The 12,038-nt window shown below is 71.6% G+C and carries 13 protein-coding genes and 1 pseudogene; 6 read left to right on the top strand and 8 right to left on the bottom strand.

The features are described 5' to 3' along the window. Window positions 1–13 precede the first annotated feature (13 nt). Both E6R18_RS25400 and E6R18_RS25395 read right to left on the bottom strand, forming a co-directional pair. Entirely contained in the window at window positions 14–568 is a 555-nt protein-coding gene (locus tag E6R18_RS25400; protein ID WP_136319237.1) for a DUF1003 domain-containing protein, read from the bottom strand. Next, window positions 558–1,832: a CBS domain-containing protein gene (locus E6R18_RS25395; protein WP_136319236.1), complete on the bottom strand. Its 1,275-nt coding sequence runs from the start codon at window positions 1,830–1,832 to the stop codon at window positions 558–560. The genes E6R18_RS25400 and E6R18_RS25395 overlap by 11 nt, the downstream gene beginning before the upstream one ends. 206 nt (window positions 1,833–2,038) lie before the next feature. Between E6R18_RS25395 and E6R18_RS25390 the strand changes: the two genes are divergently transcribed. Further along, complete coding sequence (locus E6R18_RS25390) at window positions 2,039–2,803, top strand: hypothetical protein (protein WP_136319235.1); 765 nt, start codon at window positions 2,039–2,041, stop codon at window positions 2,801–2,803. A gap of 10 nt (window positions 2,804–2,813) precedes the next feature. Here the strand turns inward: E6R18_RS25390 and E6R18_RS25385 are convergent, their stop codons facing one another. Both E6R18_RS25385 and E6R18_RS25380 read right to left on the bottom strand, forming a co-directional pair. After that, window positions 2,814–3,329, bottom strand: coding sequence for a hypothetical protein (locus E6R18_RS25385; RefSeq protein WP_136319234.1), 516 nt, complete (start codon window positions 3,327–3,329; stop codon window positions 2,814–2,816). Between the two features lie 36 nt (window positions 3,330–3,365). Next, complete coding sequence (locus tag E6R18_RS25380) at window positions 3,366–4,487, bottom strand: magnesium and cobalt transport protein CorA (RefSeq protein ID WP_136319233.1); 1,122 nt, start codon at window positions 4,485–4,487, stop codon at window positions 3,366–3,368. 408 nt (window positions 4,488–4,895) lie between these two features. Here E6R18_RS25380 and E6R18_RS25375 point away from each other — a divergent pair, with 408 nt between their 5' ends. After that, window positions 4,896–5,480 (top strand): suppressor of fused domain protein, encoded by a 585-nt coding sequence (locus tag E6R18_RS25375; protein ID WP_136319232.1) that lies wholly within the window; start codon window positions 4,896–4,898, stop codon window positions 5,478–5,480. A gap of 123 nt (window positions 5,481–5,603) precedes the next feature. Here the strand turns inward: E6R18_RS25375 and E6R18_RS25370 are convergent, their stop codons facing one another. Beyond that, window positions 5,604–6,851, bottom strand: a complete 1,248-nt coding sequence (locus tag E6R18_RS25370; RefSeq protein ID WP_136319231.1) for an MFS transporter — start codon at window positions 6,849–6,851, stop codon at window positions 5,604–5,606. Between the two features lie 164 nt (window positions 6,852–7,015). Between E6R18_RS25370 and E6R18_RS25365 the strand changes: the two genes are divergently transcribed. The 3 genes from E6R18_RS25365 (at window position 7,016) to E6R18_RS25355 (ending at window position 9,356) form a co-directional block, all read left to right on the top strand. After that, complete coding sequence (locus E6R18_RS25365) at window positions 7,016–7,660, top strand: DUF6758 family protein (protein ID WP_136319230.1); 645 nt, start codon at window positions 7,016–7,018, stop codon at window positions 7,658–7,660. A 76-nt stretch (window positions 7,661–7,736) separates the two neighbouring features. Next, the gene (locus E6R18_RS25360) at window positions 7,737–8,603 is read left to right on the top strand and encodes a PHP domain-containing protein (RefSeq protein ID WP_136319229.1); all 867 of its coding nucleotides are present in this window, start codon (window positions 7,737–7,739) and stop codon (window positions 8,601–8,603) included. A gap of 147 nt (window positions 8,604–8,750) precedes the next feature. Beyond that, on the top strand, window positions 8,751–9,356 hold the full coding sequence (locus E6R18_RS25355; RefSeq protein WP_136319228.1) for a MarC family protein: 606 nt from the start codon (window positions 8,751–8,753) through the stop codon (window positions 9,354–9,356). A gap of 100 nt (window positions 9,357–9,456) precedes the next feature. Here E6R18_RS25355 and E6R18_RS34160 read toward each other — a convergent pair whose 3' ends face one another. Beyond that, on the bottom strand, window positions 9,457–9,609 hold the full coding sequence (locus E6R18_RS34160; protein WP_168712430.1) for a hypothetical protein: 153 nt from the start codon (window positions 9,607–9,609) through the stop codon (window positions 9,457–9,459). 218 nt (window positions 9,610–9,827) lie between these two features. On the opposite strand from E6R18_RS34160, the gene E6R18_RS25350 reads away from it, so the two are divergent. After that, entirely contained in the window at window positions 9,828–10,715 is an 888-nt protein-coding gene (locus E6R18_RS25350; RefSeq protein ID WP_136319227.1) for an NYN domain-containing protein, read from the top strand. Window positions 10,716–10,748: 33 nt separating this feature from the next. On the opposite strand, the gene E6R18_RS25345 is transcribed toward E6R18_RS25350, so the two are convergent. After that, the gene (locus E6R18_RS25345) at window positions 10,749–11,594 is read right to left on the bottom strand and encodes an alpha/beta hydrolase (RefSeq protein ID WP_136319226.1); all 846 of its coding nucleotides are present in this window, start codon (window positions 11,592–11,594) and stop codon (window positions 10,749–10,751) included. A gap of 90 nt (window positions 11,595–11,684) precedes the next feature. After that, a pseudogene (locus E6R18_RS25340) lies at window positions 11,685–12,038 on the bottom strand (ATP-dependent helicase); the annotation flags it as partial.

The raw sequence follows: 12,038 nt of genomic DNA, 5'->3' as shown, positions 1-12,038 counted from the left end.
GTGGGTAGCCCTGTCAGCGGTCTTCGTCACTCTCGGCGGACGCCAGCGCGCGCCGGTCGTCCAGGTCCTTCACCAGGTCCTCCAGTTCGGAGCGGATCCAGTCCCGGGTGGCGACCTCGCCCAGGCCCATCCGCAGCGCCGCGATCTCCCTGGTCAGGTACTCGGTGTCGGCGATGGAGCGCTCGTTCTGCTTGCGGTCCTGCTCGTGCGTGACCCGGTCGCGGTCGTCCTGCCGGTTCTGCGCGAGCAGGATCAGCGGAGCCGCGTACGAAGCCTGGAGCGAGAGCATCAGGGTCAGGAAGATGAACGGGTACTGGTCGAACCGCACGTTCTCCGGCGCGAAGATGTTCCACGCCACCCACACGATGATGATCAGCGTCATCCAGACGATGAACCGGCCCGTGCCCAGGAAGCGCGCGATGCGCTCCGAGAACCGGCCGAACGCCTCGGGGTCGTACTCCGGCAGCAGCCTGCGGCGCGGCGCCCTCGGCTGGTCGAGCCGGGCCCTGGGCGTACGGGTCAGCGCCGTCGCGCCGTTCGACGCCCTGGCGCGGTCCTCAGCGGCCACGGAGCACCCCCTCCTGACCGTGGAAGTCGGTCTCCCGCCAGTCGTCGGGCAGCAGGTGGTCCAGGACGTCGTCCACGGTCACCGCGCCGAGGAGCGAGCCGCTCTCGTCCACCACCGGCACCGACACCAGGTTGTACGCCGCCAGATAGCTGGTCACCACCGACAGCGGGGTGTCCGGCGGCAGCGGCACCAGGTCGCTGTCGAGCAGCGAGCTGACCAGGGTGAACGGCGGGTCGCGCAGCAGCCGCTGGAAGTGCACGGTGCCCAGGTACTTCCCCGTCGGCGTCTCGTCCGGAGACCGGCACACGTACACCTGCGCGGCCAGCGCCGGCGACAGGTCGGACTGGCGGACCCGGGCCAGCGCGTCGGCGACCGTGGCGTCCGGGCGCAGGATGACCGGCTCGGTCGTCATGAGCCCGCCGGCCGTGCGCTCCTCGTACGACATCAGGCGCCGCACGTCCGCCGCGTCGCCCGGCCGCATCAGCGTCAGCAGCCGCTCCTTGTCCTCCTCCGGCAGCTCGGAGAGCAGGTCGGCCGCGTCGTCCGGGTCCATCGCCTCCAGGACGTCCGCCGCGCGCTCCTCCTGGAGCTTGCCGATGATCTCCACCTGGTCGTCCTCGGGCAGCTCCTCCAGGACGTCGGCTAGCCGGTCGTCGTCCAGCGCGGCCGCGACCTCCGCCCGGCGCTTCGGGGTGAGGTGGTGCAGGGCGTTGGCGACGTCGGCGGGGCGCAGCCGCTCGAAGGTGGCCACCAGCGACTCGGCGCCCTGCCCGTGCTCCTCCAGCGAGAAGCCCTTCACCGCCGACCACTCGACGGTCAGCGTCTCGCCCTTGCGGCGCAGCGCCCCGCCCCGGCCCTTGCGGACGAAGTACTTGTCGATCTCCCAGTCCCGGCGGGCCGGCAGCTGCTGGATCGCCACGTCCAGGATGGTGACCTCCTCGTCCGTCTCCACCAGGCGCACCCGGCGGTCGAGGAACTCGCCGAGCACCAGGCGTTCGGTGGGCCGCTGTTCGAAGCGCCGCATGTTGACCACGCCCGTGGTGATCACCTGCCCCGACTCGACACCCGTCACCCGGGTCATCGGCAGGAAGATCCGGCGCCGGCTCACCACCTCGACCACCATGCCGAGCAGCCGGGGCGGGCGGCCGCCGACCCGGAGCATCGCGACCAGGTCGCGGACGCGGCCCACCTGGTCGCCGTTGGGATCGAAGACCGGCACACCGGACAGGTGCGAGACGAAGACCCGGGGCGTGACCGGTGTCATGCCTGTGCCTCCTCGCTCGCCTGCGGGCCGCTCCGGAGCCGCCCGCTTCCGACAGTTATTGCACTGTTATGACGTGATCAGGCTAGCCCGTACCCCCGCGGACCGCTCCGGCGGACCGTCCGCACGGCTCTGGGCCCAATGGCGTAGGCCACCCGGGTACGCTGCCGTCTGCCACCCCCGCCATGAAGCTGAGAGGCAGTGCGCCTGTGACCTCTTTCGTGCCGTCCGTCCGGGCCCGCCACCGGACCGCATCGCTCGCCGTCGTGCTCTGCGCGGGGCTGACCGCGGCCCTGACCGCGTGCGGGGGCGAGGACCCGGACGAGGGGACCAACGGCATCGGCAAGCTCTCCGCGCCGGAGATCGAGAAGAAGGCACAGGCGGCGGCTGACTCGGCCGACGCGGTGCGCCTCGCCGGGACGCTGGTCAGCAAGGGCGGCACGTACAAGATCGACATGCGGCTCAAGAACAAGGGCGGCGCGGGCTCCGTCACCGCGAAGAACAGCACCTTCGCGCTGCTGCGGATCGGCGACGAGCTCTACCTCAAGGCCGACGCCGGCTTCTGGAGCCACGACGAGAAGGGCGGGGCGGACGGCGCGTCGGCAGCGGACAAGTTGCAGGACAAATACGTCAAGGTCCCCCAGGACGACCCCACGTACAAGCAGCTGAGCGGCTTCACCGACAAGAAGGTGCTGCTCGACGGGCTCCTCACGCTGCACGGCAAGCTCACCAAGGGCGACCGCGACAAGGTCGCCGGGGTGCGCACCGTACAGATCATGGGCGGCGAGGGCGAGGGCGGCGCGCTCGACGTGTCCCTGGAGGGCAAGCCGTATCCGCTGCGCTTCGCCCGGGGCGGCGGCGGGGGCGTCGTCACGCTCGCCGACTGGGGCAAGGACTTCGCGCTCAAGGCCCCCGCCGAGGACGAGACGGTCGACTACGGCAAGCAGCTGCCGAAGACGTCGCCCTCCTCGTAGCGCGCTCCCCCTACTTGCGCAGCGAGCGCTTCAGGAGGCGGGGCAGGCCCGCCGGCACGGGGAGCCGGGTGGTCGCCGGGGTGGGCAGCGGCGCGGCAGCCCCGGAGGTGTCCGGCAGCTCGGTGCGCGCGTCGCGGGGCGTGAGCCGCACGATCCGGCACTCGCGCGCCCACCGCTCGGTCATCCGCTCCGCGTCTGGGGCGTTCAGCCGCTTGCCCTTGAGCTCGGCGACGGCGGCCTCCCACTCCTCGGAGTGCGCGGGGAGCTCGGTCACCGAGGCCGACCAGGCGACGAGACGGCCGCCCTTGTCCTTGCTGCGCACGGTCACCTCCGCGGTGGCGCCCTCGGTGAGGCCGGCCGGGAGCGGCTGCTCGCCGGGGCCGTCACCGACCAGATGCGCCGCCCCCTCGTGCCACACGTGCCACAGGGCTCGCGCGGGACCCGTGCCGCGCACCCAGATGAGGCCCGACTTCTTCGTGGCCTCCTCGACGAGGGCCTGCCCGAGGAGCGTGTCAGCAGCAGTCATGGGCAGAGCTTAGAGCGTCCCGCCCTGGGGAAGAGGTCAGAGCCAGCCGTTGCGCTTGAGCATGCGGTGGATGGAGAAGCAGACCACGCCGATGAAGCCCAGCACCATCGGGTAGCCGTAGGTCCAGCGCAGCTCCGGCATGTAGTCGAAGTTCATGCCGTAGACGCCGCAGATCATCGTCGGTACGGCGACGATGGCCGCCCAGGAGGTGATCTTGCGCATGTCCTCGTTCTGCGCGACGGTCGCCTGCGCCAGATTGGCCTGGAGGATCGAGTTCAGCAGCTCGTCGAAGCCGATGACCTCTTCCTGGACGCGCACCAGGTGGTCGGCGACGTCCCGGAAGTACTTCTGGATGTCGGGGTCGATCAGCCGCATCGGGCGCTCGCTGAGCAGCTGCATCGGGCGCAGCAGGGGTGAGACGGCCCGCTTGAACTCCAGCACCTCGCGCTTGAGCTGGTAGATCCGGCCCGCGTCCGAGCCGCGCGAACTGCCCTTGTCCGGAGTGGAGAAGACCTCGATCTCCACCTCGTCGATGTCGTCCTGCACCGCGCCCACCACCGCGATGTACCCGTCCACGACGTGGTCGGCGATCGAGTGCAGCACCGCGGAGGGGCCCTTGGCGAGCAGCTCGGGGTCCTCCTCCAGACGGTGGCGCAGCGCCCGCAGCGAGCCGTGGCCGCCGTGCCGCACGGTGATGACGAAGTCCCGGCCGGTGAAGCACATGACCTCGCCGGTCTCCACGACCTCGCTGGTCGCGGTCAGCTCGGTGTGCTCGACGTAGTGGATGGTCTTGAAGACGGTGAACAGGGTGTCGTCGTACCGCTCCAGCTTCGGCCGCTGGTGGGCGTGGACGGCGTCCTCCACGGCCAGTGGGTGCAGCCCGAACTCCCGGGCGATGCCCGCGAATTCCTCCTCGGTCGGCTCGTGCAGGCCGATCCAGGCGAAGCCGCCCTCCTCCCGCACCCGGAGCATCGCCTCGCGCGGCGTGCGGCAGGTGCCGTCCACCTCGGCGAGGCGGCGGCCGTCGCGGTAGACCGCGCAGTCGACGACCGCGCTGGAGGCGGACGGGTCGCGGGTGGTGTCGTAGCTGTTGTGCAGGGTGGTGCTCTTGCGCAGGGACGGGCGCACGACGGCGCGCAGGTCACGGATCATCGACATGGCTGGCTCCTTCACGGAGGGCCGTCGGCGAGGGCGTGGAACAGCCCGGAATGGGGACGTGGGCTCACATCCGCAAAGCGGGCGGCACCGCGGCGGCGCGATGACGGCGTTCGCTACAGACAGGCAAAAAGGGCGTGCTCTTCCGTCGTGCGAAATGCCATGGCCTTGACCGAGGAGGCGTCAGTTCACGCGGAAAGGTGTCGAGCGGAAGAGCGGTTGGTACTGCACGGTCGACTTGGATCCACCGCAGCCCCACCTCCTCCGGTCGGTCCCCCTTGGGGGATGACGTTGCGCCGGGACTTGAGAGCGACGCTTCTGCGTGCTGTCCCGGCCGGCACCCCAGGCTAGCAGCCGGTACAGGGCCAATCCCTTACTTTGCCCGTTCCATACGCGTCCTATGCTCGCCGCATGGCAGAAATTCTTGCGCTGGTCGAGGCGCGTCTGCGGACGGCCCTGGGTGAACCGGACGCACGCGCAGCAGTGACGTTTCTCGGGACGGACCGGATCGAGGTACTCCGATTCATCGACGGCGACATCGTGCGGTACGCCACGCTCGGCATGTCCGCCCAGCCGATGTCCGACCCGACCGCCGCTCTCGCCGACCCGGTGAAGGGCCCGCGCGCCGAGCTGGTGCTGTCGGTACGGGGCGGGCTCGCCGACACCGACCAGGTGCTGCGCAAGCTCGCGGTGCTGGCGGCCTCGCCCCAGGTGGAGGGCCTGATCGTGGCCCCCGGCGCCTCGCTGGACGTCGGCGAACCGCTGTGGCCCGGGGCCCCGTTCACCTCGGTGCTGGTCGCGGAGGGCGGGGGGCTGGTGGAGGACCTGGAATTGGACGCGCCGCTGGAGCCGGTGCGGTTCCTGCCGCTGCTGCCGATGACGCACAACGAGGCCGCCTGGAAGCGGGTGCGCGGTGCGCAGGAGCTCCAGGAGCGGTGGCTGTCGCAGGGGACGGATCTGCGTGACCCGCTGCGCGCCTCGGCCGCCCTGGACTGACGCGGGGGCGTACGCGAAGGCCCCGTACGCGAAGGCCCCGTACGCGAGAGACCTGTACGCGAAAGCCCCGCCGCGCGGTCAGGAGGGGTGCCGTGGGCGGGGCGGTACGGGGTCTCGCAGCGGTCAGTCGGCGAAGACGGTGACGCCGTCCTCGATGGCGTGCTTCGGCTCCAACTCCTCCGCCTCGTGGCTCAGCGCCGAGCGCCGGACCCAGACCACGATCGCGCCCAGGACCGAGGCGGCCGCGGCGACCACGAACGGGATGTGGATGTTGCTCCACTCCTCGATCTTCGGGGCCAGGTAGGGCGCTGCCGCGGCGGCGAACCAGCGGACGAAGTTGTAGCCGGCGCTGGCCACCGGGCGCGGCGCGTCCGAGACGCCGAGCGCCAGCTCCGTGTAGACGGTGTTGTTCATGCCGATGAGGGCGCCGGAGACGATGGTGCAGACGATGGCCGTCGTGTGGCTGCCGTAGCCGAGGACCACCAGGTCGGCGGCGAACAGCACCAGCGAGGCCCCCAGCACCTTCAGCGAGCCGAAGCGCTTCTGCAGCCGGGGCGCGACGAGCACCGAGAAGACCGCGAGCAGCAGGCCCCAGGCGAAGAAGACGGCGCCGGACTTGTACGGCGTCATGTTCAGCACGAACGGGGTGAACGCCAGGATCGTGAAGAACGCGTAGTTGTAGAAGAACGCGGAGGCCGCCACGGAGGCGAGCCCGCCGTGGCCGAGCGCCTTGACCGGGTCGAGCAGGGACGTCTTGCGGGCGGGCCTGGGCTGTTCCTTCAGGAACGCCGTGATGCAGACGAAGCCGATCGCCATCAGCGCGGCCGTCCCGAAGAACGGGTAGCGCCAGCTGGCGTCACCGAGCAGCGCGCCGAGCAGGGGCCCGCACGCCATGCCGAGGCCGAGCGCCGACTCGTACAGCAGGATCGCCGCCGAGCTGCCGCCGGCCGCCGCGCCGACGATCACGGCGAGCGCGGTCGAGACGAAGAGCGCGTTGCCCAGGCCCCAGCCGGCCCGGAAGCCGACGAGTTCGGCGACGGACGAGGAGGTGCCGGAGAGCGCCGCGAAGACCACCACGAGCGCGAGCCCGGACAGCAGCGTCTTGCGGCCGCCGATGCGGCTGGAGACGAAGCCGGTGACGAGCATCGCGACGGCGGTGATCAGGAAGTACGAGGTGAAGAGCAGCGACACCTGGCTCGGCGTCGCCTCCAGGCCCTTGGCGATGGACGGCAGGATCGGGTCCACCAGGCCGATGCCCATGAACGCGACGACGGACGCGCCCGCCGTCGCCCAGACGGCCTTCGGCTGGCGCAGGATGCTGACCGTCTCCTGATTGAACGGATCCTCTCCCGGTGTGGCCTGACTCCCCATGGGCCCTCTCGCTCTCCACTAGATCGATGCGTTATGCACAGAATAAGTTAGAGGACCTAATGAATGCAAGTTACATCTAAATTGGCCGGTGGAGAGGGAATCCCGCACGGCCGGGGAGTGATCGTCCTTGACGCGGCGACGGCCGGGGAGGACCGTTGGACGGTATGAGGGGCGAACCAAGTTGCCCGAAGTGCGCAGGCCGGGTCCGGGCGCCGGGACTCTTTGCCGACACCTGGCAGTGCGATGTGCACGGCAGCGTGCACCCGCTCCAGCCGGTCATCCCGCCGAGCGTCGAGGCGCTCGGGGTCGTGGTGCACCGGGCCCAGGTGCCCGTCTGGATGCCCTGGCCGCTGCCGGTGGGCTGGCTGTTCACGGGCGTGGCCTGCGCCGGCGACGACCGCAGCGGAGGGCGGGCCACCGCCGTCGCCTGCTCCGGACCCGGGCCGCTCGGCGGCATGGGCGAGCTGCTGCTCGTCGCCGAGGAGCTGGGCGTGGGACTCGGGGCGCGGTACGCCGGGATCGAGGGGCCCGACCCCGGGCCGGGGCTGCGGGTCGACGGGCCCCCGGAGTCCAAGGTCCTTGCCGCCGGCCGCCCGACGCCGCTCTGGCACGTGAAGGACGCTCCCGCCGACCGGGCCGTCTTCGCGGGTGAGGCGTGCGGGCTGTGGCTGTGGGCCATCGTCTGGCCCGAGCAGTCCGGGCTCCTCATGTACGACGAGCTGGTGCTCACCGACCTGCGCGACGCCGGGGGAGAAGTGGACCTGGTGCCCTGCGGCGCGCTCACGCCCCGCCTGCTGACAGGGCCCTGAGCGGGGCCGGAGCGGTCCCGCGCGCCGGTTATCCTTATGTGTCCCCCTTTCGGCTGCGAGCACTGGAGTCCGTGTCGTGCGCATCGACCTGCACACCCACTCCACCGCGTCGGACGGCACGGACACCCCCGCCCAGCTGGTGGGCAACGCCGCCGCCGCGGGCCTCGACGTCGTCGCCCTCACCGACCACGACACGGTGCGCGGGCACGCCGAGGCTATAGCCGCCCTCCCCGACGGGCTCACGCTCGTCACCGGCGCCGAGCTGTCCTGCCGCCTCGACGGCGTGGGCCTGCACATGCTGGCGTACCTCTTCGACCCGGACGAGCCCGCCTTCGCCCGCGAGCGCGAGCTGGTGCGCGACGACCGGGTGCCGCGCGCCCGGACCATGGTGCGCAAGCTCCAGGAGCTGGGCGTGCCGGTCACCTGGGAGCAGGTCGCCCGGATCGCCGGCGACGGTTCGGTGGGCCGGCCCCACGTCGCCTCCGCCCTGGTCGAACTCGGAGTCGTCGAGACCGTGTCCGACGCCTTCGCGCCCGCCTGGCTCGGTGACGGCGGACGCGCGTACGCCGAGAAGCACGAGCTGGACCCGTTCGACGCGATCCGGCTCGTCAAGGCCGCCGGCGGCGTCACCGTCCTCGCCCACCCGGCCGCCGTCAAACGCGGCCGTACGGTCCCCGAGTCCGCCATCGCCGAGCTGGCCGCCGCCGGGCTCGACGGCATCGAGGTCGACCACATGGACCACGACGAGCCGACCCGGACCCGGCTGCGCGCACTCGCCGGCGAGCTGGGGCTGCTGAGCACCGGCTCCAGCGATTACCACGGCAGCCGCAAGACCGTGCGGCTCGGCGCGTACACCACCGACCCCGAGATCTACGGCGAGATCACCCGGCGCGCCACGGGAGCCTTCCCGGTGCCGGGCGCCGGCGGACCCGTCATCCCGTAACGGCGCGCGGGCCCCCGCTCGCACCGCTCACCCCCTCCCGGGCACCGGCCGCCCAGGCCGCCGTCCGGCACGTCCCGGCGGCCCTGTCGCGCGCCCCTTCCCCGCGGCCACCCACCGCGTTCCCGCTCTCTCCTCGCAAGGCTCACCGTGTTCGACGTCGCTGTCTTCGGATCCCTTTTTCTCACCCTTTTCGTGATTATGGATCCGCCGGGGATCACCCCGATCTTCCTCGCCCTCACCGCCGGCCGCCCCGCCAAGATGCAGCGCCGGATGGCCCTCCAGGCCGTCTCGGTCGCCTTCGGCGTGATCGCCGTCTTCGGCGTCCTCGGCCAGCAGATCCTGGACTACCTGCACGTCTCCGTCCCCGCGCTGATGATCGCCGGCGGGCTGCTCCTCCTGCTGATCGCGCTCGACCTGCTGACCGGCAAGACCGACGAGCCCACGCAGACCAAGGACGTCAACGTCGCCCTCGTCCCGCTCGGCATGCCGCTGCTCGCCGGACCCGGCGCGATCGTCTCGGTGATCCTCGCCGTGCAGCACGCCGACAGCGTGGCGAGCCAGGTCTCGGTCTGGACCGCGATCGTCGCCATGCACATCGTGCTCTGGCTGACCATGCGCTACTCGCTGCTGATCATCCGCGTCATCAAGGACGGCGGCGTCGTCCTCGTCACCAGGCTGGCCGGCATGATGCTGTCCGCCATCGCCGTGCAGCAGATCATCAACGGCGTCACCCAGGTCATCCAGGGCACCTGACCGGCCGGTGTCCCGCCCGCACAGCACAGCGCCCCCGCACGGACACTCCGTGCGGGGGCGCTTCGTCTTCGTTACGTCGACCATTCACATCGGCAAGGTGTTATGAAGCCGGACTTTCGGCCGGTCGGATATAGATGCGCGTGCCCGTTGCGGCGGCCTGCTGCACGATCCGATTGACGGAGGCGGCGTCCACGACGGTGCTGTCCACGGCGGTACCGTCGACATCGTCGAGTCGCGTGATCTCGAAGCGCATAGGGCTTCCCTTCGTCTGATCCTCCTGCTGGAGAACTACTGGAGGACGGTCTCCCGTCCGCAAGGATTGAGGAGCGCCAGGCATGCCTGTCGTGCGCCCCACACCGGTTACAACGGCTTGCCCCGTGCAAACATTCCCTACGCTAAGGAAATTTTTCGGATGTCTAAGTACCAGCGAGTAATCACGCGTGCGCACTCGACCGTCACGACGGGAACCGCATGAGCGACGCGGAGATCGGTGAGCGCCTGGACCGCACCAACGCCCTGCTCCAGCGGGTGCTCACCGAGGTATCGAAAACCCCCTCCACGCACGCGATCTTCGTGGACGCGGGCTATGTGTACGCCGCCGCCGGGCTGCTCGTCACCGGCACCGAGGACCGGCGCTCCTTCGACCTCGACGCCGAAGGGCTGATCGACGCCTTCATCGACAAGGCCCGCACCATCTTCGCGGACAGCAGACTGCTGCGCGTGTACTGGTACGACGGGGCCAGGCGCCGCATCCACACCGCCGAGCAGCAGACCATCGCCGAACTCCCCGACGTCAAGGTCAGACTCGGCAACCTCAACGCCAACAACCAGCAGAAGGGCGTCGACTCCCTCATCCGCACCGACCTGGAATCCCTCGCCCGCCACCGCGCCATCAGCGACGCCGCACTCGTCGGCGGCGACGAGGACCTGGTCCCCGCCGTCGAGGCCGCCCAGGGCTACGGCGCCCGGGTCCACCTGTGGGGCATCGAGGCCGGCGAGGGGCGCAACCAGGCGGAGCCGCTGCTCTGGGAGGTGGACAGCCAGCGCACCTTCGACCTGGACTTCTGCCGCCCGTACGTGACCAGGCGCGCCGTCACCACGTACGAGGAGGACGCCCCCGCACCCTCGCGCGAGGACGTCCGCTTCGTCGGCGCCCAGATCGCCGCCGCCTGGCTCGCCGCACGCGGCCGCGAGTCCCTGGCGGACCTGCTGCCCGGCCATCCGTACCTGCCGGGCTCCGTCGACCAGGACCTGCTGAACGAGGCGGAACGCCTGCTCCAGCGCTCACTGCGCGGCTACGCCCCGCTGCGCAGGGCGCTGCGGGACGGCTTCTGGCAGCACCTCCAGGCGCAGTACTGACGCCTGTGGCCCCGGCCCTTACAGGACCGCCCCCTACAGGTCGTCCCAGAAGGAGACGAGCGCTGCGGCCGTGGCGTCCGGCCGGTCCGTGTTGGGGGAGTGCTCGGCGCCCTCGATCCGGGTCCGGCGGGCGCCCAGCCGTACGGCCATCTCGTCCAGCAACGGCACCGGCCAGACGTCGTCCGCCTCGCCGGAGAGCACATGGACCGGCAGCCCGGTGGCGGCTACCTCGGCCACCCGGTCCGGCTCGGTGGCGAGCCGGCGCCCGGTGGCGATCAGCTGGGCCGGGTGGTGGCGCAGCCAGCGCCGCCGCAGCTCCTCGCCGCCCGTGTCCGCCTCGGCCGGCGGGTCGAAGGCGCGCATCGCCGCCCAGACGTCGTCCATGCTCATGGTCGCCAGCGCGTCGCCCAGGATCTTCAGCTTGACCCGCTGCGCCTCGACCACCGCGGCGGGCCCGGACGACATCAGCGTCAGCGAACGGAACGGCGCGGCGTCCAGCAGGACGGCGGCCCGGCCGATCTGCCCGCCGAGCGAGTGCCCCACCAGGTGCACCGGCTCCTCACCGGCCCCGAGCGCGGCCGCCAGCGCGAGCACGTCCCGGGCCAGCTCCTCCTGGGCGTACGCCTCCAGGTTCTCCGTTCCCGGGCTCTCGAACTGCCCGCGCCCGTCCACGGCGACGGCACGGTACCCGGCGTCCGCGAGCGGTTCCAGCAGGGCGATGAAGTCCTCCTTGCTGCCGGTGTACCCGGGCACCAGCAGGGCGGTGCCGCGCGGGGCGGCGGGCGGGGAGGCGTCCAGCACGGCGAAGTCGCCGCGCGCGGTGCGCAGCGCACGGGCCCGGGCGCAGGGGGGCGGGGTGAAGGTGGGTGGCCTGCTCATGGGACGAGGTTAGAACTTCGCCGGGCGGGAACGCCGGACGGCCCCGGGGACAAGTCCCCCGGGCCGTCCGGCAGGCGGTGCCTGCTCCGCTCAGCTCTCGGACTGCGCGGCGGCGGCGCGCGGTGCCCGGCGCCGGCGCGGCTTGGCCTCGCCGGCGGCGGTCGCGGTCTGCGCCACGGCCTCCGCCTTGGGCTTCGAGGCCGCACGGGTACGGCGGCGCGTCGGCTCGGGCTCGGAGATCGGCGCGATCTGGAAGTCGACCTCGTCCTCGGCCGGCTTGATCACCCGGGCGCGGCGGCGCGGCCGGGTGACGGCGGGCGCCTCCGGTTCGGCCGCGGGCGCGGTCTGGAAGTCCGCGTCCTCCGTCACCGGCTTGACCACCCGGGCGCGGCGGCGACGCGGCTTGGCCACCTCGGCCTCCGCCTCGGCGGTCACGGTCTCGGC

The organism is Streptomyces sp. A1277 (assembly GCF_004795015.1).
Lineage (GTDB): Bacteria > Actinomycetota > Actinomycetes > Streptomycetales > Streptomycetaceae > Streptomyces.
This window is presented reverse-complemented; position numbering and strand designations above follow the sequence as displayed.

Bases quoted from the DNA above. Each gene is read 5' to 3' on its own strand.
- E6R18_RS25350 (WP_136319227.1), top strand. From the start codon at position 9,828: ATGAGCGACGCGGAGATCGGTGAGCGCCTGGACCGCACCAACGCCCTG.
- E6R18_RS25375 (WP_136319232.1), top strand. From the start codon at position 4,896: ATGGCAGAAATTCTTGCGCTGGTCGAGGCGCGTCTGCGGACGGCCCTG.
- E6R18_RS34160 (WP_168712430.1), bottom strand. From the start codon at position 9,609: ATGCGCTTCGAGATCACGCGACTCGACGATGTCGACGGTACCGCCGTG.
- E6R18_RS25395 (WP_136319236.1), bottom strand. From the start codon at position 1,832: ATGACACCGGTCACGCCCCGGGTCTTCGTCTCGCACCTGTCCGGTGTG.
- E6R18_RS25380 (WP_136319233.1), bottom strand. From the start codon at position 4,487: ATGTCGATGATCCGTGACCTGCGCGCCGTCGTGCGCCCGTCCCTGCGC.
- E6R18_RS25345 (WP_136319226.1), bottom strand. From the start codon at position 11,594: ATGAGCAGGCCACCCACCTTCACCCCGCCCCCCTGCGCCCGGGCCCGT.
- E6R18_RS25385 (WP_136319234.1), bottom strand. From the start codon at position 3,329: ATGACTGCTGCTGACACGCTCCTCGGGCAGGCCCTCGTCGAGGAGGCC.
- E6R18_RS25370 (WP_136319231.1), bottom strand. From the start codon at position 6,851: ATGGGGAGTCAGGCCACACCGGGAGAGGATCCGTTCAATCAGGAGACG.
- E6R18_RS25365 (WP_136319230.1), top strand. From the start codon at position 7,016: ATGAGGGGCGAACCAAGTTGCCCGAAGTGCGCAGGCCGGGTCCGGGCG.